The 20,763-nt window shown below is 64.1% G+C and carries 22 protein-coding genes and 1 pseudogene; 10 read left to right on the top strand and 13 right to left on the bottom strand.

Going from position 1 to position 20,763, the window contains the following annotated elements; genetic code table 11:
- Nucleotides 1–240: 240 nt before the first annotated feature.
- Nucleotides 241–1,188 (bottom strand): AraC family transcriptional regulator, encoded by a 948-nt coding sequence (locus G6N53_RS19995; protein ID WP_163896117.1) that lies wholly within the window; start codon nt 1,186–1,188, stop codon nt 241–243.
- Between the two features lie 150 nt (nt 1,189–1,338).
- Between G6N53_RS19995 and G6N53_RS19990 the strand changes: the two genes are divergently transcribed.
- On the top strand, nt 1,339–2,382 hold the full coding sequence (locus G6N53_RS19990) for an aldo/keto reductase (RefSeq protein WP_163891292.1): 1,044 nt from the start codon (nt 1,339–1,341) through the stop codon (nt 2,380–2,382).
- 41 nt (nt 2,383–2,423) lie between these two features.
- Here G6N53_RS19990 and G6N53_RS19985 read toward each other — a convergent pair whose 3' ends face one another.
- Nucleotides 2,424–4,445, bottom strand: coding sequence for an FAD-dependent monooxygenase (locus G6N53_RS19985; RefSeq protein WP_163891290.1), 2,022 nt, complete (start codon nt 4,443–4,445; stop codon nt 2,424–2,426).
- Nucleotides 4,446–4,524: 79 nt separating this feature from the next.
- Here G6N53_RS19985 and G6N53_RS19980 point away from each other — a divergent pair, with 79 nt between their 5' ends.
- Nucleotides 4,525–5,139: a TetR/AcrR family transcriptional regulator gene (locus tag G6N53_RS19980; RefSeq protein WP_163891288.1), complete on the top strand. Its 615-nt coding sequence runs from the start codon at nt 4,525–4,527 to the stop codon at nt 5,137–5,139.
- Nucleotides 5,140–5,198: 59 nt separating this feature from the next.
- Nucleotides 5,199–6,140, top strand: coding sequence for a DMT family transporter (locus G6N53_RS19975; RefSeq protein WP_264064046.1), 942 nt, complete (start codon nt 5,199–5,201; stop codon nt 6,138–6,140).
- 825 nt (nt 6,141–6,965) lie between these two features.
- On the opposite strand, the gene G6N53_RS19970 is transcribed toward G6N53_RS19975, so the two are convergent.
- From G6N53_RS19970 to G6N53_RS19945, 6 genes are all read right to left on the bottom strand, one after another.
- A complete protein-coding gene (locus G6N53_RS19970; protein ID WP_163891284.1) occupies nt 6,966–7,277 on the bottom strand; it encodes a type II toxin-antitoxin system PemK/MazF family toxin in 312 nt (103 codons plus the stop codon).
- Nucleotides 7,267–7,500, bottom strand: coding sequence for a hypothetical protein (locus tag G6N53_RS19965; protein ID WP_163891282.1), 234 nt, complete (start codon nt 7,498–7,500; stop codon nt 7,267–7,269). Before G6N53_RS19965 ends, G6N53_RS19970 begins: the two co-directional genes overlap by 11 nt.
- A 480-nt stretch (nt 7,501–7,980) precedes the next feature.
- A complete protein-coding gene (locus G6N53_RS19960; RefSeq protein WP_163891280.1) occupies nt 7,981–8,280 on the bottom strand; it encodes a type II toxin-antitoxin system PemK/MazF family toxin in 300 nt (99 codons plus the stop codon).
- A complete protein-coding gene (locus G6N53_RS19955) occupies nt 8,277–8,513 on the bottom strand; it encodes a YlcI/YnfO family protein (RefSeq protein WP_163891278.1) in 237 nt (78 codons plus the stop codon). Before G6N53_RS19955 ends, G6N53_RS19960 begins: the two co-directional genes overlap by 4 nt.
- Before the next feature lie 260 nt (nt 8,514–8,773).
- Complete coding sequence (locus G6N53_RS19950) at nt 8,774–9,172, bottom strand: type II toxin-antitoxin system VapC family toxin (protein ID WP_163891276.1); 399 nt, start codon at nt 9,170–9,172, stop codon at nt 8,774–8,776.
- A 20-nt stretch (nt 9,173–9,192) separates the two neighbouring features.
- Nucleotides 9,193–9,429, bottom strand: coding sequence for a type II toxin-antitoxin system Phd/YefM family antitoxin (locus G6N53_RS19945; protein ID WP_163891274.1), 237 nt, complete (start codon nt 9,427–9,429; stop codon nt 9,193–9,195).
- Between the two features lie 354 nt (nt 9,430–9,783).
- On the opposite strand from G6N53_RS19945, the gene G6N53_RS19940 reads away from it, so the two are divergent.
- Both G6N53_RS19940 and G6N53_RS19935 read left to right on the top strand, forming a co-directional pair.
- Nucleotides 9,784–10,020 carry a hypothetical protein gene (locus tag G6N53_RS19940; RefSeq protein WP_163891272.1) on the top strand — a complete coding sequence of 79 codons (237 nt, stop codon included), beginning with the start codon at nt 9,784–9,786 and terminating at the stop codon, nt 10,018–10,020.
- 402 nt (nt 10,021–10,422) lie between these two features.
- A complete protein-coding gene (locus tag G6N53_RS19935; RefSeq protein ID WP_163891270.1) occupies nt 10,423–11,274 on the top strand; it encodes a virginiamycin B lyase family protein in 852 nt (283 codons plus the stop codon).
- 241 nt (nt 11,275–11,515) lie between these two features.
- Here the strand turns inward: G6N53_RS19935 and G6N53_RS19930 are convergent.
- A pseudogene (locus tag G6N53_RS19930) lies at nt 11,516–12,359 on the bottom strand (epoxide hydrolase family protein).
- Nucleotides 12,360–12,575: 216 nt separating this feature from the next.
- Here G6N53_RS19930 and G6N53_RS19925 point away from each other — a divergent pair.
- Entirely contained in the window at nt 12,576–13,385 is an 810-nt protein-coding gene (locus G6N53_RS19925; RefSeq protein WP_163891268.1) for an LLM class F420-dependent oxidoreductase, read from the top strand.
- 63 nt (nt 13,386–13,448) lie between these two features.
- On the opposite strand, the gene G6N53_RS19920 is transcribed toward G6N53_RS19925, so the two are convergent.
- The 3 genes from G6N53_RS19920 to G6N53_RS19910 form a co-directional block, all read right to left on the bottom strand.
- Nucleotides 13,449–13,832 (bottom strand): type II toxin-antitoxin system VapC family toxin, encoded by a 384-nt coding sequence (locus G6N53_RS19920; protein ID WP_237166580.1) that lies wholly within the window; start codon nt 13,830–13,832, stop codon nt 13,449–13,451.
- Nucleotides 13,829–14,092, bottom strand: a complete 264-nt coding sequence (locus tag G6N53_RS19915; RefSeq protein WP_163891266.1) for a hypothetical protein — start codon at nt 14,090–14,092, stop codon at nt 13,829–13,831. The genes G6N53_RS19920 and G6N53_RS19915 overlap by 4 nt, the downstream gene beginning before the upstream one ends.
- A 77-nt stretch (nt 14,093–14,169) precedes the next feature.
- On the bottom strand, nt 14,170–15,114 hold the full coding sequence (locus G6N53_RS19910; RefSeq protein ID WP_237166579.1) for an aldo/keto reductase: 945 nt from the start codon (nt 15,112–15,114) through the stop codon (nt 14,170–14,172).
- 88 nt (nt 15,115–15,202) lie between these two features.
- Here G6N53_RS19910 and G6N53_RS19905 point away from each other — a divergent pair, with 88 nt between their 5' ends.
- A complete protein-coding gene (locus tag G6N53_RS19905) occupies nt 15,203–15,811 on the top strand; it encodes a TetR/AcrR family transcriptional regulator (RefSeq protein WP_163891264.1) in 609 nt (202 codons plus the stop codon).
- A 179-nt stretch (nt 15,812–15,990) separates the two neighbouring features.
- On the opposite strand, the gene G6N53_RS19900 is transcribed toward G6N53_RS19905, so the two are convergent.
- Nucleotides 15,991–17,064, bottom strand: coding sequence for a M42 family metallopeptidase (locus G6N53_RS19900; RefSeq protein WP_163891262.1), 1,074 nt, complete (start codon nt 17,062–17,064; stop codon nt 15,991–15,993).
- A 263-nt stretch (nt 17,065–17,327) separates the two neighbouring features.
- On the opposite strand from G6N53_RS19900, the gene G6N53_RS19895 reads away from it, so the two are divergent.
- From G6N53_RS19895 to G6N53_RS19885, 3 genes are all read left to right on the top strand, one after another.
- Nucleotides 17,328–19,145 carry a serine/threonine-protein kinase gene (locus G6N53_RS19895; RefSeq protein WP_163891260.1) on the top strand — a complete coding sequence of 606 codons (1,818 nt, stop codon included), beginning with the start codon at nt 17,328–17,330 and terminating at the stop codon, nt 19,143–19,145.
- 38 nt (nt 19,146–19,183) lie between these two features.
- The gene (locus tag G6N53_RS19890; protein WP_163891258.1) at nt 19,184–19,675 is read left to right on the top strand and encodes a DinB family protein; all 492 of its coding nucleotides are present in this window, start codon (nt 19,184–19,186) and stop codon (nt 19,673–19,675) included.
- 90 nt (nt 19,676–19,765) lie between these two features.
- Nucleotides 19,766–20,740 (top strand): helix-turn-helix domain-containing protein, encoded by a 975-nt coding sequence (locus G6N53_RS19885; RefSeq protein WP_163891256.1) that lies wholly within the window; start codon nt 19,766–19,768, stop codon nt 20,738–20,740.
- Nucleotides 20,741–20,763: the final 23 nt, after the last annotated feature.

Genomic DNA, 20,763 nt, shown 5'->3' with positions numbered 1-20,763 from the left:
GCCGTGGGTCGAATCTCGCTGAAGCGTCGTCAGCATTGGCTGACAGCGCGCTCCCGGACTGCCGATCGATCAGTGTGGAATCTGGGTGTCTGGACACGAGACCTCCGATGAGTGGTTGGTATTCACCACGATGACGGCGGCCGCTGGCGGCCGCATCCACCCACGGGAGGTGACATGTACTCGCACGGGAGTACAGCAGGCTGCACCGGTAAGGTTCGGATCGTTCGGCGGAAGCGCTTGTTACTCGGCCGCCGCTTCACCGATCTGTTGCACCGCGTTGCGGTAGTGCCGGGGTGAGGACCCGACTTCCCGCCGAAACGCTGTGCTGAAGGCGCTTTCCGACTCATAGCCCGTAGCGGCTGCTAGCTCGGCGTTCGACCAGCCGCCGTTGCGCAGGGCGTCGCGGGCCAGTGTCATTCTCCAGTTGATCAGGTAGGTCAACGGCGGTGTGCCCACCTTGGCCTTGAACGCAGCGGCGAACGCTGAACGTGACATCTGACCGATCTCAGCTAGTTCGGCGAGCGTCCATCGGCGGCCTACGTCGGCGTGCATCGCCCGCAGCGCCGCCCCGACGCCGTCATCGGCGAGCGCTGCGAGCCAGCCGCTGGGTTGTTCGGTCTGGTGGGCGTGCGCCCGCAACATGTGGACAAAAATGATCTGTGCAAGGTGCTCCAGCACGAGTGACGTTCCGACACTGGGCGATTCGATCTCGAAGACCAGTAGCGAGGCGAGGTTCATGAACTGCGGTACGCGCGGATCGCCGGCTCGGACATGGACTACCCTCGGAAGCACATTGAGCAGCACGCTGGCGTCGCTGGCGTCGAAGGTGAAGTCGACACTGCACGTATATGAGTCTTCGTCCATCGTAGTTCCGATGCGAAATCCTCTGCCTATGGTGTTCCGCGCGAGCGTGGTGGCTTGCCGCGCTGGCATGTTGTCGAGTGAGCTGCTCAGCGTGTAGGGCGGAGGGTGGCCGAGCAGGTAGAAGTCCCCTTCGTTCAACTGCATCGGCTCGAGACCGTCGAGCCTCAGCCAGCACTGGCCGTCGACGACAACGCCGAGTCTGACGTGTGGGAATGGATCAAACCGCACCGCCCAGGGACTGGCGGCGTGCAGCGGCGCAGGCACAACCGTGCGTGGACGAAGCAGTCCCATGACGTCGGCTATCGGATCACGCGAACCGATCACCGCGGACGCGGTGGACGATGGATAAATATTTTCAGACTTCACATTATGGACCGTACCGAAGGGCGCGCTGCATAGTCAGTGCAGTGCCTGGTCGCACGTCGTGATGGGTGCCATTGCCGGGTGTGACCCCCTGATGCGAAGGAGCAAACCGTGCGCTATCGATATCTCGGCCGATCGGGATTGCGTGTTTCGACGCTTTCTCTGGGAACCGGCAACTTCGGAACAAGTTGGGGGCATGGCGCGAATCCCTCTGAGGCGCGAGCTATGTACGACCAGTACCGGGCAGCCGGCGGAAATTTCATTGATACCTCCAGCAACTATCAGTTCGGTGACGCGGAGGTGTGTCTCGCCGACATGATCGCCTCCGATCGCGACGAGGTGGTGTTGGCAACCAAGTACTCAACGGGCACCACCATGGACAGCGGGCTCCAGATGACCGGTAACGGCAGGAAGTCGATGGTCCAGTCGCTGGAGGCGAGCCTGCGGCGGTTGAATACCGATCGAGTGGATCTACTGTGGGCGCACGCTCCCGACAATGGGACTCCTATCGAGGAGATCATGCGCGCATTCGACGATCTTGTCCGTTCTGGCAAGGTGCTCTATGTTGGCCTTTCGAGCTTTCCCGCCTGGCGGGCAGCGACAGGCGCGACGATCGCCGCGGATCGCGGCTGGGCACCTCTGGTCGCCATCCAGACGGAGTACAGCTTGGTCGAACGCGCTGCAGAACGTGATCTGTTGCCGATGGCTGAAGCCTTCGGACTAGGGGCGCTGGGCTATTCGCCGCTCGGCGGCGGGATGCTGACCGGGAAGTATCGCCGCGGAGAAAGAGGTCGTGCGCAGAGTTCGATCAGCCAGTTCCTCCACCAAGAGGTCGACGGCAACAAGGCCGCCATCCTCGACACCGTCGAAGCGATCGCCTTGGAAGCGAACGTCACGGCCGACGCGGTGGCGATCAGCTGGTCAATGGCCAAGGGGGTCATCCCCATCGTCGGCCCTCGAACGGCCGCGCAGTTAGAGACCAATCTTGCAGCGGCACAACTCCATCTCAGCCCAGGGCAGATCGACCAGCTCGATACTGCCAGTGCCATGCAGCTGGGCTACCCGCATGACATGAAGACAGATCCGGGCGCCGTCCACGCCGTCACGGGCGGGAAGGCGGACCTACTCGACACCCCTTCCGTGGCCATCCCATAGACCCATCAATCTCAGTCCACTACGGCCCTTCACAAGGATGTTTACTCATGTCTGACTGCTCCGGGTTGCGGGATTTGGATGCCGCCGGGGTGCACGACGACTGATCGGATCCGCCAGCCCGCGGAGGTGCGGGTGTAGCTGAAAGAGGTCTGTACGTAGCCAGTTCGTAGGTCGGCATCGGTGGGGCGGGCCACCAGCCACATCAGCCAACGTGCCGTCGCGGTTGTCTTGCCGATGTCAAGGATGGGGTTGACGAAGGCGTGCATCGCGAACGGGACGGCCGCGGTCGCGGCGGGTAGCGCGGAGACGACGGCTTCCAATCCGACGTAGGGGTCCTCGCCAGGCATCGTGTAGGTCGCATCGTGGCTAAAGATCTGTGAAAACAGTTCGGGCTCGATAGTTTTGCCGTCGTAGCCACGATTGATGGCGTCGGCGTAGCGGATGGTCAACGCGACCAGGGCGTCGCGGTCGCCGAGGTGGCTCAGCTGTACGACCAAGCGCTCACGCAGCATCACGGCGGCGGTCAGCGCCTCGGTTAGTGCGGTGACACGGCTCGCGGGGGCAGTCTCGAAGTGCGCAGCGATGTGCCCGTCTGGCCGTATCAGGCAGGCGCCACCGGGCCCCAGGCCGTAGAGAGCCATGAAGTTGTGGTGGGCTGTGGTGCCCGCAGGTACGGGGACCGCGGTGAGGCTGATTTCGAGGTCGGTGCTCACCCGCCGGGCAGCGCTGGTCCAGGCGCCACCATCGGCGACAACCACCCAGCCTTGGCCGTAGAAGTCGAGAAGCGATTGCCGCTTGTCATCGTCGAACCAGAGGTGGGGCGCTCGGGTGCCGGGTTGTCCGGCCCATTGGTCGGGGCGCCGTACGGGGGGCAGATCATCGCTTGCGGTCGGAAGTGCTGCCGATCGGTACAGTTGTCCTAGTTCCATGGCGATGTCGTCGATGACCTCGACGTCGTCGGTATCCGTGTCGAGGTGGCCCTTGAAGTCGGAGCGGGCGAAGATCTGGTCGTGGCGCAGTAGCGCGACGGGTCGGCGTTCGGCGTCGTAGGTGTCCAGCAAGGCGGGGCTACTCTGTCCGTTAAGGACGGAGGCCAGTTTCCAGCTCAGGTTGTGGGCGTCGGCGATGCCGGTGTTTGCACCGTAGCCACCGCGGTTTGGTGGCAGTTGATGGGCGGCGTCACCGGTCAAAAAGATCCGCCCACTGCCGAAGTGGGCGGCGATCCAGGCGGCCAACTCCCACCGCCCGTCTGTGATGATCTCGACGGGTAGATCGGCGATGCCTGCAGCGCGGCGGATCAAAGAGATATGTTGCTGCTCGCTGCGTTCGATGTCACCGGTGACCATCAACACCCAACGTCCGTCACCGTAGCTGGCCAAGAATGCGTCGAGCCCGGGCTGCTTGATCTCGAACTGCACGATTCCGTTTCGCAGGTATCGTTCCAACGGCGCCCGGAAGAGAACGCTACGCTGCACCGACAACAAGCCTCGGCCGCCGCGGGTGATGCCCAGTTGAGACCGGACGGGACTATTGGCCCCGTCAGCGGCGACCAGGTACGCCGCCCTGATCTGGTGGGCCGACCCGTCGGCTCGTCGGCGCACAGTCGCGGTGACTGCTTCGTCGTTGTGGGCGAAGGAGATTAGCTCCTCACCGAGGCGTAGATCGGCACCCAGTTCGGTCGCGCGGCTTCGCAGGATCGGCTCGAGACTGTCTTGGGCGATCGTTGAGCCCGCCACCGGCGAGTACTGGCCGGGCTCGGCTGGCCGGCATGTCGGTGCCGCCCACCCGTTGGTCTCGTGCCACGCACCGGTGAGGCTTTCCACCCGTGCCCGTCCGGGCGGCCCCGGCGCGGTGCTGGCCGGCAACGCGATTCCGGCCTGGCGGAACATCTCGACCGTGCGAGTGGTGTAGCCGATCGCGCGTGGATGTTGCGAACTGCCCAGGTGGCGTTCGACCAGGAGTGCTCGCACCCCAGAGGAGGCGAGGAACACCGCCGCCGACAACCCCACCAAGCTGCCCCCCACGATCAGAACGTCTGTCTCTTCGACGCCAGAATTGATCACGATCACCCCTTAATGGTTTAGCGAATATAGTATCTTAGTGACTAAGGTTTTGGGGTTGGTCTGAGGTAGTGTCTTATTTGTGACGTCAGGTACGGAGACAGGTCGGCGGCAGCGCAAGAACGCGGCAACCCGTCGCGCCTTAGCCGAGGCCGCGCGAGATCTGTTCTTGGAACGGGGTTTCGCAGCTGTGAGTGTGAAGGACATCGCCGACGCTGCGGACGTGTCCGTGCCCACCCTGTTCAAGCACGTTCCTGACGGCAAAGATGCGGTGATGTTTGACGACGGGGTGGAGCGGCGCAGCGGTCTTCTGGCCGCGGTGCGACAGCGTCCCGCCGATGTGTCGGTGATGACCGCGTTACGCCAGTTCATGGAGGGCAGAGGCCCGTTCGTCGCCGACCCAACGCCAGACTTTGCACGGTTGACCGCGCTCATCATGACCACGCCCGAACTGCGCGAATACTCGCGCAAACTGTGGATTCGGTGCGAAGCCCCACTGGCCGAGCTGCTCAGCACCGAGCTCGGACTGCCTCCGGGCGCGGCGACTGCCCGCGCGGCCGCACGCTACGTCCTAGAAATCCCACAGTTCGTCGCCGACGACCCCGATCCCCGCACTTCTTTGCAAGCCGTGTTCGATCTCCTTGAATACGGCTTATTCGGTGCTACGCAACGTACTGCGGCCCGCAACGACGGCTAAGGGATGGACCGTCCACGAGAACCTCGACAGTCGCAGGTCTAGGGAAAGCCGGTTTCGCAGTGACTCACAGCAATGAGGACGCGGTCAACCCCTCAGCGACAACGAGATTCGCACCTGAATCAGTCGCGAATTTCAGGTTGGGTGATTGGGGCCTGTTGGCTGGTGCCGCTGTGGGGTGGGGCTCGTCGTTTCTGTTCATCGACATTGCCGTCGAGCACTTCAGGCCCGGGCTGGTGGCGTTTCTGCGGGTGTTGTTCGGGGCACTAGTTCTGGCCGCGATGCCAGGCGCGCGGCGAGCTGTCGCACGTTCGGACTGGCCGCTGATCGCGTTGTTGGGTGTGGTGTGGATGGCAGCACCGTTCGTGCTGTTCGCATTTGCGCTGCAGTGGATTGATTCCTCGGTGGCCGGAATGATCAATGCCGCTGCACCCCTGTTTACCGCCGTCGTGGCTGGGCTCGTAGTGCGTCGGCTACCTGATCGGAACCAAATCGTCGGTCTGATAGTGGGATTCGTCGGCGTGGTGACGATTTCGGGGCTCACGACGAGAGGCGGCGAAACGACCGGTGCGGGCATCGTGCTGGTGGTCCTGGCGACGCTTCTTTATGGCTGTGCCTACAACCTGGCTGGCCCGCTGCAACGGCGCGGCGGTGCGTTGCCGGTGATCTGGCGTGCTCAACTCGTGTCGCTGGTGGTGTTGGCTCCACTCGGCGGCCTCTCGCTGCCATCTTCAAACTTCGCGTGGTCGAGCTTGCTCGCGACCATCGCGTTGGGAGCGGTAAGCACGGCGCTTGCCTACGTAGGGTTCGCCACGCTTGTCGGCCGAGTGGGCGCCACCCGCGCCTCGGTCGCCGTCTATCTGCTGCCGGTGGTTGCGATCGCCCTCGGCTGGGCTGTCCGCGACGAACCGATTTACCGGGAGTCTCTGGTCGGTACCGTACTGGTGCTCGCCGGCGCCTACCTGACCAGTCGGGTGCGGCACCGCCACAAGCTGGCCGCGTAAGAGAATCGCGCCCGTCGCCTATCCTGCATTGGGCACAGGTTTGGCGGGTGCACGTCCGTATCGGCAAATCAAATGGTGTGAACTCCGCAGCGGAGGGGAGCGGGCGAGTGAGCGAATGTCGCAAGTGCACCTCTGGCGAATGCAGCCACGGAGCGCAGTGCCCGATGATGATTCGCTGGTACGACGATCCGTGGGATGGCACCTTCTGGCGACGCTGCGAGTGCACCACCTCGATCGCTGCGGAAACCTATCCCGTAACGGTGAGCCGTCTCGCGGATCGGCGGTAGCGAGTTCAACTGCGTGCCGCCCCGAGTAGGTGGGTCGGTCGTTGAGTTCGACTTCAACGGTCAGTAGATGCTCATCTCGTAGCGATCCGACCGTCTCGCCGCCGCCGATGGACCCACGGTCGAAAGACTTGTGCGGAATAGAAATTCGCCCAATCGACTGCGGTTTGTCCCACCAGCCTGCCGCCACCATTTCGTCACTGTGACGTTAATAGGTCCAAGTGGGGCACACCATCGGAGCGCGCGGTGAACGGCGCCCAATGCGGTGTCCTGCAGCGTCACTGATGCCCGGCGCTAGGCAGTGGCCGGGGACGGCCCGTGCGGTGCGCGCTGTCAGGTGGATTCCGGCCGCGTTGGATAAGCACGCGGCAAATCGCGCGCCATGGATCGGGCACCTGGAAAGGCGGTGTTATCGGCCGCCACCGTCGTCCTTGCAGCTTACGTTGTACCGATAAGCCACATTATGTCAAGTAAAGTATGCCGTAATGCGCTGCCTACCAATTGTTTTCGTCCCCATGTGGTGATGATGGCGCCGCAGCGCTCACAGATCTAGGACGACACGCAGTGCCGCATCAACGCGGCGCATCTCATCGAAGCTCAGGAACCCGACGCTCTTGCCAAGCCGACCCGGGTCGACCGCTGCGGTCTGCTCAGCAAGCACCCGGGTGCTCACGCCGCCGATTTCAACCTCGGGACGAAAGCTGGCGGCACGTATCGACGTCGACGTCGGCGCAACCAGCCAGGTCGACAAAGGCAGTTCATCTGACTGGATGACTACGGCGTAGCGGGACCCGGACTGCTCGTGACCGCGGCTTCCCCGCGGCGCGTGCAAATGAAAGACCTCACCACGCACGCAGCGTCTCCATATCGCGCAGGACCTGCATGGCCTCAGCGCGGTCCGACTCGTCGGCAGCAAGCCTTTCCGCCTCAGCGCGAATCGCAGCACTGGCCTTCCGCCGCGCGGCATCGATAAGAGCAGATCGGACGACTGCTGACACAGCCGCGCCGTCTTTGGTCAAGATTTCGAGCGCCTTCACAGTGTCTTCGTCCGGCCGGAAGGTGATGGTGTCAGCCATGGCAACAGTGTAGGACGTTTTGTAAGACGAACACTGGCGATCCACATTGAGCGAGGTTTCGCACGCAGCGGCGACCCTGGTATCGCCCACTCTCCCGCCACGGTCCAGATCTCCCCTCGGTGCCACTCCTCATCCAACCGTGTCGAGATTGCCTCAACGAGGTCCTGGTCGTCGCCATTCTCGTCCGCACTTGCGACCAGCGAAGCCTCTAGCGACGCGCCTCGGCCTCGAGGCGAGAGCCGCTCCGCCTGCCGCGTCGTTACTGTGACTTCGGATGACCGACACCGAAATCGAGTTCACCGCAGACCTGGTCCGCGACCTGCTGCGGGTATGCAGGAATCGAATGTGCAGCTTTACCAGTAAACGTCGCCGTGTTCCACAGTCGCCCAAGTGATTTCGTAGCGGTGGAGCTTCGCCGCCGCAGACGCGTTCTCTTTGGAAGGCCCATATTGGACTCCCCGCACGGCAGCCCCATGCTTGTCAGTCGAGGTCGAACGCGTGTCGGATCGCCGTTGTCAGCAATTCCTCTTGATCGGGAAGAAAAAACCCGATCTGACGCCTTAGTGCCGCAACCGGGATCGTGACAATGTTGTCGACGCTGACGACGGAATCCTTCTCGAGCCCGTTACGCACACCTACTGGAACTTCGGTCGACAGGCCGCGACCTGTTCCGGTGATCGGTGCCACGGTGACCCTGGTCAGGTGAGGGCGTACGAGCTCCCGGGTCAGGATCAGAACGGGCCGAGCCTTATCAAGTTGGGCGACGTGAATTGGTCTCAATCGATATCCAGTTCGAAGGCGGAGGCATGAGCAGCCAGCGCATCGAAGTCATCGTTTGCGGTGGTCCGCTTGGCGAGAATCGCCGCATCGCGGGCAGCGATCAGCCGGCGACGCTCGCGTTCGAGCGCTTTGAGTACGAATGATGCGCGGCTCTCGACGTGCCGCTGGTCCACTTCCCTGTCAATGAAATCGACGACTTCGTCCGGTAGTCGAACGGCGATCTGCTTGCTCATAGCGGAATGGTACCAACATGGGATGCGAATCGCTACCAGGCTTGCAGAATGCATGGATGGCTTCCAGCAAACAAACTTGCGTCAGAGCCAAATCGTGAAGACGTGTCAACTGATCGCGCGACAGTAGTCCCGGCAATAGCGCCTTCTCCGTACCGCATCTCCACTGGTGCGCTGCTGCGGATCGGGTGGAATACGGCGGGATCGAATATGGCGGGTTACCAGTTAACTACTGCATATTAGGGCAGCGAGTAGCACCTTCCCTACTGATGATGAGGGTGGGTGACCGACCGGAGCTCAAGCCGCGGGATTCGTGCGAAGTCGGCTGGATTGCATGTGTAGAGCGGCAACGCATGCGCGATCGCGCTCGCCGCGATGAGCGCGTCATAGGCTCGCGTCGCTGGCTTGCGCCCCGATGTGTGCAGTGCCGCCGCCACGGCGCCAAATGTTCTCGCGCAATTACCATCGAACGGTAGAGCATCAAAGTCCGCCTCGGCCTGCTGCAGGTGCTGCTGACGGGCACTGCGCTCGGCAGCGTCGTGCGCTACATGCGGACCTACGGAAAGCTCGGCAAGCGTTATCGCGCTGATCACCGATTCGTCGGGAAGCTCGGTTGGGTCGGATATCTGGCCGAGGAGGATCACCGTGGAGGTGTCCAGCATCCCCTGGCTCAAAGCTTCTGTCACAGCGACGGGTCGATCAGGTTGTCGATGTCGCGCCGGAGCGCATCTGGGTCCACCTGCGGAAGATTCTTGCGGCGGCGAATGAGTTCGGCCGGGCCGGCGCTGGATCGGGGCAGGGGCCGGAGTTCAGCCACCGGCGCGCCGTCGCGAGTAACGACCAGGCGTTCGCCGTGCTCGACGCGACGTAGGACTTCTCCCCCGTTGTTCCGAAGATCACGTACCGACACCGTGTCCATATGCTGAGTGTATCACCGGTGAGACGGTGTTGCGAGGGACGTAGCTTCAGTTGCCTGCGCGCGAATGCAGAGATCGAACCATGCAGTGTTACAAGCACGAGTCGCCGGTTCCGGTTGATGAATCACGGACGTTCGAAGTGGTGTCGTCCCTCGCGCGCCGCAACTAGTCGCCTGAACCGATTTGCCTCGACAACAACGGTTTACAACAAGCTCGGTCACGGACGTTCGATTCACGGTCATCCTGAACGTTCGTCGGCCAACTCTCGAATCCGTTGATCACCGACTGGCGCGGCTTCTCCGCGTAACCACCTGGGTGCCTGACATGCGGACCGGCGCGTCGGGCAAAATACCCATATGCGAATTCATCTTGTGCGTCGTTCGGTCATCGGCATTCTTGCGGCCGCTCCCATTGCTGCCGGGTCGCTGTTCGGTGCGGGGATCGGTTCGGCTGTGCCCCCGAATTGCGTCAACGGACAGTTCTGGGATCCGATCACCAACACCTGCCAGACGCCACGTCCGGCGGACAATTGTGCGCCCGGTGAGTACTGGAACGCCTTGTCCAATGTCTGCCGACCCCTGGGTCAACTCTAGTCCGCTTCACTGCCCTAAGCGGCGAGGAAAGCGACGGAAGTCAGTATGGCGGATCACCAGTAGGCTGCGCCGTCTCGCGGTACATCCCAACTGTTTTCATTCGACCGCAGTGTCACGCCGAGAGCTGGGATTACAGGTCTAGGACGAAGCGCAGTGCTTGGTCAACGGCGTGCATCTCTTCTGGGCTGATCATCCCTGGCGAGCTGCCAGTCGTTCGACGGAGGCCACTCGCACGTGGTCGCAGCGGGTCAAGCCAGTGCGACCCACTCACGTTGCTCGGCAGGTTCAGAATCGGAACGGCGGACCCGGACAGTTGTCATTTCTGCTGCCGTGTCGGCCGTGGCACTGTGCCAGTGCTTCACGCCAGACTGTCCAGGCGACGGCGTGAAGTACCGTCGTGGAGTGAGCCGGGCCCTCGATATCCGTGTGCCCGGCGGACCCTACGCGCTTGCGGTGGGAGCGGACGGCGCCGTGTGGGTGACGCTTGTTCACTCCGGGGAGATCGCACGCATCGGGCCGGGCGGCGGACTCGACGTGTTCCCTGTGCACCCGCAGAGCAAGCCTTCGCTCATCGTCGCCGCGCCTGACGGCGCCCTGTGGTTCACCCGCAACGGTGATGACCGGATCGGGCGCATCGCGGTGGACGGTGCCCAGCGCGACATCGAGTTGCCCGACGGCAGTGCTCCATTCGGGCTCTGTATAGGACCTGACGACGCACTGTGGTTCACCACGATGGCATCTGGCACGGTGAGCCGAATCGGTGCTGGCGACGAGGTAGACGTCGTGGCTGTCCCCGGTGGTGGCCCGTCGATGATCACCGCGGGCCCCGACGGGGCGATGTGGTTCACCCTCAACCAGAGCAGCGCCATCGGGCGGCTGGACATGGCAGGAACAGTGAGCATCCGGCAGACCCCGACCCCAACGGCCGGGCCCGTCGGCATCGCCGCGACGCACGACGATGCGTTGTGGTTCACCGAAGTTCGCGCGAGCAAGCTCGGCCGCATCCCACTGAACGAAGCGATTCAGGAACTCGACCTGCCGGGCAAGCCCCACGCGGTAGTAGCCGATCAGGCGGATGGGGTCTGGGTCAGCCTCTGGGAAACCGCCCAGCTGGCGCGTGTCAATGCCGATGGCGATGTCACGATCATCGACCTTCCCGCAGGCAGCGAGCCCCATGGACTGGCCGTGGCAGCCGACGGCGCGCTGTGGGTCGCCCTCGAGGCGGGGTACGTCTTGCGCCTGCCCACCAACTAGGTGTCCCGGTTCTCGATCGATGAGGGCTCGAGATCTCCATCGGTGGGCCGCGTGTACGGGAAGCCCAAATCCTCATGGACTGCGGAAATGACGGTGTGTCCTCCGCGGTCGAGCTGGTCCGATTGGGCCCGGCACAGGGCCTGCTGCAGACCGCGTCCGTCGGGGGTTGCTCAAGCAGCTGACCAAGACGGGGCTCGTGCGTCGGATGTCTCACCGGTGGTATGCGCAGCATCGCTCCTGTTCACCGATTGGCAGCCAGGACTGCAGCGAGGCCTTCTTGCAGATCCTCGACGAAGTACTCGGGGACTTCGAGCGACGGGAAATGTCCACCGGTTTCGGGTGAGCGCCATCGCACGATTTGTCGGTACCGCGCCTGCGCCCACAGGCGCGGACACTTCTCGATGTCGCGAGGATAGACGCTGATTGCTGCCGGTACGTCGACCAGAAGTTCAGGGTCGTACGCGTTGATGCCGCCGTGGCTTTCGTAGTAGATGCGGGCCGCCGAAGCGTCGCTGCGCGTCAACCAATACAGGGTCACATTGTCAAGAATGCGGGGTCTCTGGAAACCGTCTCGAACGGAGTGTCTTCGGTATCTGTCCACTCGGCGAACTTGCAGTGGTGATCGGCTTGTCGCTGAAACCGAAGCCTGCCAGCGACGGAACCACGACGTGGAACGCCGGCGCTTCCGCATCACTTGGATCTGCCAGTTCGTCGACCACATCGATAAACTCGGCAATGCTGCCTGGCCAGCCGTGCGTCAAGATCAGAGGAGTGGCGTCCGTACGCGCGGACCGGCGGTGCAGGAAGTGGATTCTCAAATCATCAATGGCCGTGCGGAACTGGCCGATCCGATTGAGGCGTTCCTCGAACGACCGCCAGTCGTAGCCGGTCCGCCAGTAATTCACGACCTCGATGAGATCGGCGAGAGGTACGCCTTGATCCCATCGGCGCGGGTCAGGCGCGGCCTGATAGACCGTCTCGGCTTCCGGTAGCCGTGCGGCGGTCAGTCGCGCCCGCAGATCGTCGAGGTCGGCGTCACTTGTGTGGGCTTCAAATCGATGCACGTCGTTGTTTAGACGGGCCATGAGACCTCCCGGATATTGCTGCACCGTCTAAGGCGGTTCTAACATGCGCCAGCCCTCACGTCATCCATACCTGCGCCATCCAGGGCCCCGTGCGCTGCTCTGGCCGAACGCTGGCGAGACGGCGCCGCCGGCAGTGGTCCGAGCCGATCCGGAATAAAACTCTCTGCCGATGAACTTGGCTCAGGAGTCGTCTTTTCCCCCGTCCCAGGAGCATTCATGTCCCGTCCCGTTCGCGTCGCCGTGCAGATCCAACCAGGCGGCACACCCGACTACCGCACGTGGCGCGACGCCGTGCTGGCCGCAGACGACCTCGGCGTCGACGTCATTTTCGGCTACGACCACTTCCACCGCCCGGCGATGAAGGCCATCGTCGACGGCAAGCCCGTCATGTTCGACGAGCAGCCCGACGTCGCCAACTTCGAAGGCTGGACTGCGCTCGCGTCGTGGGGTGAGATCACCTCACACGCCGAGATCGGGCTCCTCGTGACCGGTGTCGGGTACCGCAACGCGGACCTGCTCGCCGACATGGCACGCACCGTCGACCACATCAGCGGCGGCCGGCTCATCTTGGGCCTCGGCGCCGGATGGTACGAAAAAGACTACACAACTTACGGTTACGACTTCGGTACCTTCGGCTCCCGCTTCGATCTGTTCGACGAGAGCCTGATCCGCATCGAGAAACGGCTCGCCGCACTGATTCCGCCGCCCGTGCGCAAGCTGCCGATCCTCATCGGCGGCACGGGGCCCAAACGCTCGCTGCCCGCTATTGCCCGGCACGCCGACATCTGGCACGCATTTCAGGAACTCGACGCGTTCCGCAGATCCAGCGACCGCGTCGACGAGCTGGCAGCGACGTTCGGCCGCAACGGCGCTGATATCGAACGCTCGACGTTGTGGGAGAACGCGGACAGCGCCGATGCCTTCCGCGAGGTAGGTGTCACGCTGTTCCAGACCGAACTCACCGCTGACGACGGATACGACCTCACGTCTCTCAAGCACGTGATCACCTGGCGGGACAACGGATGACCACGACCAATCCGCGAGTTTCACGGTCCGCGATCGACGTGGCCGGTGACACCTCGCGCACTCTCACGATCGGGTAGGCACACCCCGTTTTGCAGCTACTGCGGCGAGAGCCTTGTCAAAGGTTGCAAGGCTTGCCTGATGTCGAATCGCGACGTCGAGGACGCAACAGTCCGGCAATTTCAGCCCGCTGCTGGCGCGGAGTTCGGCGAGCCGGAGCGGTTCTTCGTCGTCGTGTGGTGCCACAGCGATGCCCGCGGCGCGAAGGTCGTCACGCATCGACACACCCTGTCCTATCCGAACGCCGCCGACCAGTACTTCCGCCAGAGTGATCGTGTGTGCCAGCATCTCTCCCGGCGTGCCGGCCAGGAGGATATCGGTGGCCGCCTCATGATGCGGATCGGCAGGATTCAAATGCGCGATGAGAACGCTCGCGTCCAGCGCGATCACGCGGGCCAGTCCGCCCTCAGGTCGGTCAGATAGTCAGGGCTGAATGCCTCGGCGTATCGCCCGGCGCTGGCTAGCACCGCGGTGCGGTGGGTCAGGCTCTCGGCCTGCTCAGCATTCTCCAGGAGGTGGGCTCCCGCCTCGACCAACCGCACAAGCAACTTCGAGCGAGGCTCGCCGGGCCAGCGTGTGGCGGCTCGGTCCAAGGCGCGGGCAACCTCGGGCGTTTCAGTCACCTGATAGCGGGGACGCGCTGTGGGCACAGCCGCGAGTGTACCACCTAAGCAAATAGTGATACACCTGTCGGGAGATCTGAACCGACCGGCTGCCCGCAGCCTTTTCATGGTCGGCGCAGGCGGTTGAGGAACCCGCGCACCCCGGCGGCAGGGCTGATTGCGTCCAGGCGGGCCATCTGATCACCGTTGAGTGCGACGGAGCCTGCGGCGACGTTTTGCTCCAGGTGCGAGATCGAGCTCGTGCCGGGGATGAGCAGCGCGTTCGGCGCGTGGTGCAGCAGCCAGGAAAGACCCACCTGGGCGGGGGTGGCACCTACCTCCTGCCCGATCTGCCGTACGACGGGCTCGTGGGTGGCCTTCGCCGACCCGGGCATGGCGCCGCCCAGCGGGAAGTACGGAACCCAGGCGATGCCCCCCGCCCGGGCCAATTTCAAGACGGGGGTCTGCTTGCGGGAAGTCAGGCTGTATTGGTTCTGCACGCATGCGATCCCGGTGGGTAATGCGGTGCGTAACTCGGCAGCGCTGACGGTGCTCAAGCCGATTTGCCCAACCAGGCCCTCGGCGCGCAGGGCGACCATTTCGGCCATCTGGTCGTCGAACTTCACCCTCTGATTCGGTGACAGAGGGAACGACCCGGGTGGGATCCGACGCATGTTGACCACGTCCAGGCGCTCTGCTCTGAGGCTCCGGAGGTTGTCGTGCACCTGCATACGCAGCTGCTCGGGCCGCTGAGCGGGCATGAGCGGCATCGGACCGCGGCGGGCCGGGCGCGCGCCGACCTTGGTGACGACCACTACGTCAGGCTGGCATCCCACGGTGTCGGCGAGGTAGCGGTTCGCGATGCCGCCGCCGTAGAAATGCGCGGTGTCGAAGTGGTTCACGCCCAACTCGTAGGCTCGACGCAGTATCTGGCGGGCTACATCAGGGTCGGTCACACGTGGCAGCTGCATGGTTCCGTATCCGACGCGCGCAACCTCGAATTCCGCCAGGGTCCAGGAGCCGCCCGGGCGCGCCGGCGGGGTGAAGTCGTGTGGGGTGATGTCGGGCACTTGGCCGCTCCTGCTCGTGAGATCATGGCACTCAAACCGGAGAAGCCTCCGTTAACGCCATGATGTCACAACCGGAGGGGCCTCCGCTATGGATGATGGTCAGCAACCTCCGACGACGTCCGCCTCCACATCGGCGCGGTCGCCGCGACGCCGCCGAGCGGACGCTGAACGCAACCGAGAGGCACTCCTCGACGCCGCCCGCGCGGCCTTGGCCGACGGAGGCGACTCCTTCTCCCTCGAAGCCGTGGCCCGCCAGGCCGGCGTCGGTATCGGCACCCTCTACCGCCACTTTCCCACCCGCGAAAAGCTCGTTTTGGCCGCATACGACGCCCAGGTCGAAGACCTGCTCGGCCAGGCCGGCACGCTGCTGGAGAGGCTGCCGCCAAAGCAGGCGCTCAAAGAATGGCTGAACCACTTCGCCAGGCTCGTAACGACCAAGCACGGCATGCTCGACGCCCTCCGCATCACGCCGTTGGAGGACGCCGGAACGCGCGACATCCAAGGTGCGCGCGAACGGATGGCGGCCGCAATCTCTCCGATCCTGGATGCCGGGATCGACGACGGCTCCCTCCGCGCCGACGTGCCGGCCACAGACGTGATCCTTCTGGTCAGCGGGGCGCTGATGCCCGCCCATGCCGACACCACCCAGACCGACCGCCTACTCAGCCTCGTCCTGGACGCCCTGCGCCCACCCTGAGCCCATGCCGTTGCCGCCGTCGCGGAGGCTGCATCGACGCCGCCACTTTTGGTCGGAGCTCAGAAGCCCGACTCTCTTGGAGCCGGATTTCCCGTGGCCGTGGCTTGACGATGACGAGAGACGCTGCACAGGAACGTAATTGGCGCACAGTTCAGCTGACACCTTTGGCGCCGCGGCGGTCAACGGTGTAGGAGGAATTCAACCAGCACCGCAGTCATGGACGAAATCGCTGAAGCGGCGATGACTTCGTAGCCATGAGTGCTCAAAGTCGGTAAGCACAACAGTGCTGTTCGCGGTGACGACCCGATTGCCATCGCGTGTGACGCGTCGGACTCGAACGCGCCCAGTACCGCCGCCTGTGGCGTGAGGCCGAGTTCGGTGGCGCAAGCCATCAATCGGTCACTGACCTCCTTGTCGTAGAGAGCCAGCGCATCGCTGTAGGCGACGATGGGGCCGCCCGACACGGTGGTCGTGTACTCCGCTTCCGTGGGGCCTACCTCGAGTGCCAGGGTGAGGTCCCCCGGCAGCGTCCGGCTCGCGTAACCTCCGCCGAGCGCACCGACCTCCTCGCTCGTCGTGAAAACGAAATAGACGTCTCCTGCGGGCTGCCGGCCGCGTCGACGCAGCACCTTCGCTGCTTCAAGTGCTGCGGTGACAGACGCGCGGTCGTCCATGAAATAGCAGCCCCGGTAGTCGCCAACGTCAACCAATGTGCGCTTGCTGCGGTCCACGCAGATGCGGGTGCCCGGATGTATTCCTGCCGAGCTGAGCTCGTCGGTGGTACGGCCGGTGAACACGTAGACGTGCATCCAATCCAAGGACCTGTCGCCCTGGTCGGGTTTCGTCTCCCAGATGCGCATGCTCTCCTTGGTCGTGTGCTCGGAGCCGAGCGCCAAGACCCCTGTCATCATCTGCTCGTCACCGAGGATGGCGACCGGCCCCAGGCCGAAGTTCCCCGGGTACATCGTCCCCAGCGGCGCGACACGTAGGGAACCGTCCGGCTCGACCCGCTTGACGATCATCGACAACTCGTCCATGTGCGCCATCACCCGCACTGCAGGCGCATCGTCCCCGCCCCGCAGCATTGCCACCAGGTTGCCTGCTGGGTCCGTCCAAACCTCGTCGGCGACCGGTGTCAGCTCGCGGCGGCAGATTTCACGAACGGACTCTTCTTGACCGCAGGGCCCGTAGGCCCACAACAATTCCTGTAGCAACTCACGGTGTGAGATGTCTCCTCGGCTGGCTTCAGGCATCTGTTTTCCTTGCGTTGACGGGGTACTCCGGGTCCGACGGTTTGCGGCGTTCGCATCTGATGACGCCCAATGCGTACCCCCGCGTGTTGGTGTGAACCCGTCGGCTGCCCTCCTCTGCTTCCGAATCACTCATTTTTTGATCACTCAGTTTTCGGAATCAGCACGCCGGAGCTCCTTCGGTCGACTTTCGGCGCGATGGAGTGCCGCGGGGACTCCCGACGACAGCAGCGGTCCGACCACGGGTCTTTTGTAGGCTTTGACTCATGCCGTATGAAGACGGCGATATTTTCGCTGGTTACACCATTCAGCGGCTGCTCGGCACCGGCGGCATGGGCGAGGTCTACCTCGCTCGGCATCCCCGCCTTCCCCGACTGGACGCGCTGAAGATCCTGTCGCTGGACGCTACCGGCGACGGGGACTTCCCTGCCCGCTTCGTCCGCGAGGCGGAGCTGGCGGCGACGCTGTTTCACCCGCACATCGTCGGCGTCCATGACCGTGGCGAGTTCGACGGGCACTTGTGGATCTCCATGGACTATGTGGAGGGCACCGACGCCGGCCAACTGCTGACCGAGCGCTACCCGTCGGGAATGCCGTACGAAGGCGTCTCGGAGATCGTCACGGCCGTGGCCGACGCCCTGGACTTCGCACACGAACGCCGCCTGCTTCACCGCGACGTGAAGCCGGGAAACATCCTGGTCGCGAACTCGTCGGCCGGCGCCCGGCGGCGCATCCTGCTCACCGACTTCGGCATCGCCCGCGGGGCTGACGACGTGAACGGCCTCACCGACGTCAACGTCGCGATCGGCACCGTCAACTACGCCGCCCCCGAACAACTGGTCAGCAATTCCATCGATGGCCGCGTGGATCAGTACGCCCTGGCAGCTACCGCATATCACCTGCTCACCGGCGTGCCGCTGTTCTCCCACGCCAACCGCGTGGTCGTTGTCGGCAATCACCTCAAAACCCCGCCCCCGAAGCTGTCGACCCGCCGGCCCGACCTGGCGTGGCTGGACGCCGTGATGGACAAGGCGCTGGCGAAGGATCCCGACAAGCGCTACCCCACCTGCAGCGCCTTCGCGCGCGCTTTCGCCGGCGAGCCGGGTGGGGTGGATCAGCCGTCCGACACGGTGGTGCACACTGCCGAGTTCGACGTCGCCCGCGATCTCGATAAGGATTCGCCGCCCCGCACCAGGCGACTGACCAGGATGGCCGTCTACGGTGCGGCGCGCAACGTGCGCAAGAAGCAGGCAGGAGCCGACGACGACCAGGAGGTTTGGTCCTTCGAGGTCGAGCAATACGGAGCCACCGGCCAGCTGGACTCCACAGTGCCGGTCGAACTGCGCGGGACGTCGATCACCGGGCGCCTCGCCGACGGTGATGTCGTCGAGGTCCATGGCATGTTCGACGGCGACACCCTGCTCGGAGAGTCCGTCCAGAACCATTCGGTCGGCGCCCCGCGCCGTCCGAAGGCGCGCTCTATGGAAGTCACGTCGGCCGACGCAGCGCGCGTACCCCCGCGCCGTGCGCGCCTCGCCGCCATGGTCGTGGCCGTCGTCGCCGTGGTGGCGGTCGCGCTGGCGGCAGTGGTGACCGACGGATTCGGGTTGTTGTCAGGACGATCCGGTCCCGGCCCGATCGTCACCCCGGTGAGTGCGACCGTCTTCTCCCCCGGTGGTTCCCCGGACAATCCGGCGGAAGCCGAACTGGCCATCGACGGCGACGCCGGCACGGCGTGGCGCAGCGACACCTATGTCGACGCGACACCCTTTCCCGTCTTCAAAGAGGGCGTGGGTCTGATTCTGCAGTTGCCCGAGCCCACCGAGATAGGTGCTGTGACCTTTGAGCTGGAAAGCACCGGGACGGACGTGCAGATCCGCTCCGCGGACTCGTCGAATCCCGGAAGTCTTTCCGACACAACCGAGTTGTCACCTGCGACGCCGGTCCAGCCCGGCGAGAACCGGATCGTCGTCGACGACCGCACCACCACCTCGTACGTTCTGGTGTGGATTCCGAAGTTGGGAACCCTCGACGGGCAGAGTCGGACGGAGATCTCCGAGATCACCGTCGAAGCCGCCAACTGAGCAGGATGCGTTGACGACGTCGACGCTAATGTCATCGCATGGCTACGCCGCGGCGACGAAGCGACAGACCTCCACCGGCAACCGGCGGAGGGGAACGACAGGTGTTGCTGGGTTTCCTGGACTACCTCCGGGATTCTGTCATCCGCAAGGTTGATGGCGTGCCGGAGCCGGATGTGCGCCAGCCGGGGGTCCCTTCCGGCACCAACCTCCTCGGTCTGGTCAATCATCTGATCAACGTCGAACGATTCACATTCCTCGGAGAACAAGTCAGCGATTGGCCGGCGACTTTCCACGCTGCGGCCGACAGGCCGGTCGATTCGCTGATCGAGGAGTACCGACGCGTGACGGCCGAAGCCAACGACGTCATCGTCAGTCACTCAGATCTCGACGAACCCTGTGCGCGGCCCACGCGCAGCGGTCAGCCACCGTCCATGCGGTGGGCGCTCACCCACATGATCGAAGAGACCGGCCGCCATGCCGGGCACATGGACATCCTGCGGGAACTCACCGATGGGACCACCGGTCGCTGAGACCGTGTCGCAGAAGTTGCCAGCATCGGGCATGAAGGGTCGTAAAGTGGCAAGTGCAACGCATTGAGAGGTCCTAGGTAGGTGAGACTCATGCCGGAGATGCCTGAGCCGCCGGCCGGCAGATGCCTGATCAGCGCAGATGACCTGGACCAGGCCGAAGCGCAGATCGCCGCTGCTTTCGGGGCCATCCGCATCGAGAAGTCGGTTCCCGGTGGCATGACCCGGACCCGGGTGTGGCGCAGCGATGTCGGTGCGCTGAGCATCGACGACTCCGAGTACAGCTACGACATGAGCTACGAAATGGCCGGACCGGAGAACATTTTGCTGTGCAGAGTGCATTCGGGTGTGCTCGAGGAGACCCCGTCGCGGGGCCCGGCACACAGCCATGGAACCGGTGCGGTCGTTGCCTTCGGCACCGTCGCGGGACGTCCGCTGCTCGGGCGGTGTCGACACGCGCGCTACCACCTGATCAACGTTCCACGGCGAGTACTGGCAGAGGTCGCGGGCGGTGACCCGGATGCTGCGCCGGTGTCGCTGACTGATTCCACACCGGTGACCGCGGCAGCCAACCGACATCTCGTCGATGTCATCGACCACATTCGCCATGGTCTGCTGGGCAACCCGTTCGCCGCGCAGGAGAGCCTTGTCTCCAGCGGCGTCACCCGGTATCTGGCCGCCAGCATGCTCGCGGCGTTCCCCCATACGGCAGTAGAGCCGCCGGGGTCGGTGGGAGACGGCGACAATCCCGACGCGCTTTGCCGTGCCAGCACATTCATCGACGACAATGTCCACAACGACATCTCGCCGGCCGACATCGCCGGCGCAGCGCGTGTCTCCACAGGTGCACTGGAAACGATGTTCGCCAGGCACCGGGAGTGCTCACCGACCCAGTACCTCCAGAAGGTGCGGTTGACCTACGTCCACCGCGATCTCGAGGCGGCCGACCCTGGGATGGACAGCGTGGCCGGTGTCGCCCGTCGGTGGGGTTTCTGGAACCTCGCCCGATTCCGGGCCGACTACTACAAGACCTATGGGCGCGCGCCCGAAAGCACCCTGAACCAATAGGTGCGTTCTCGGTGGTCACCCGC

Source organism: Mycolicibacterium hippocampi, from assembly GCF_010723735.1.
GTDB classification, from domain to species: Bacteria; Actinomycetota; Actinomycetes; order Mycobacteriales; family Mycobacteriaceae; genus Mycobacterium; species Mycobacterium hippocampi.
The sequence above is the reverse complement of the archived record's forward strand: the minus strand, read 5'-3'. Positions and strand labels throughout refer to the sequence as shown.

What these genes read in the sequence shown, in the direction of transcription:
- G6N53_RS19955 (WP_163891278.1), bottom strand. Translation starts at nt 8,513, where the DNA reads ATGAGCAAGCAGATCGCCGTTCGACTACCGGACGAAGTCGTCGATTTC.
- G6N53_RS19895 (WP_163891260.1), top strand. Translation starts at nt 17,328, where the DNA reads ATGCCGTATGAAGACGGCGATATTTTCGCTGGTTACACCATTCAGCGG.
- G6N53_RS19945 (WP_163891274.1), bottom strand. Translation starts at nt 9,429, where the DNA reads ATGGACACGGTGTCGGTACGTGATCTTCGGAACAACGGGGGAGAAGTC.
- G6N53_RS19925 (WP_163891268.1), top strand. Translation starts at nt 12,576, where the DNA reads ATGTCCCGTCCCGTTCGCGTCGCCGTGCAGATCCAACCAGGCGGCACA.
- G6N53_RS19900 (WP_163891262.1), bottom strand. Translation starts at nt 17,064, where the DNA reads ATGCCTGAAGCCAGCCGAGGAGACATCTCACACCGTGAGTTGCTACAG.
- G6N53_RS19950 (WP_163891276.1), bottom strand. Translation starts at nt 9,172, where the DNA reads ATGCTGGACACCTCCACGGTGATCCTCCTCGGCCAGATATCCGACCCA.
- G6N53_RS19965 (WP_163891282.1), bottom strand. Translation starts at nt 7,500, where the DNA reads ATGGCTGACACCATCACCTTCCGGCCGGACGAAGACACTGTGAAGGCG.
- G6N53_RS19905 (WP_163891264.1), top strand. Translation starts at nt 15,203, where the DNA reads ATGGATGATGGTCAGCAACCTCCGACGACGTCCGCCTCCACATCGGCG.
- G6N53_RS19885 (WP_163891256.1), top strand. Translation starts at nt 19,766, where the DNA reads ATGCCGGAGATGCCTGAGCCGCCGGCCGGCAGATGCCTGATCAGCGCA.
- G6N53_RS19890 (WP_163891258.1), top strand. Translation starts at nt 19,184, where the DNA reads ATGGCTACGCCGCGGCGACGAAGCGACAGACCTCCACCGGCAACCGGC.
- G6N53_RS19940 (WP_163891272.1), top strand. Translation starts at nt 9,784, where the DNA reads ATGCGAATTCATCTTGTGCGTCGTTCGGTCATCGGCATTCTTGCGGCC.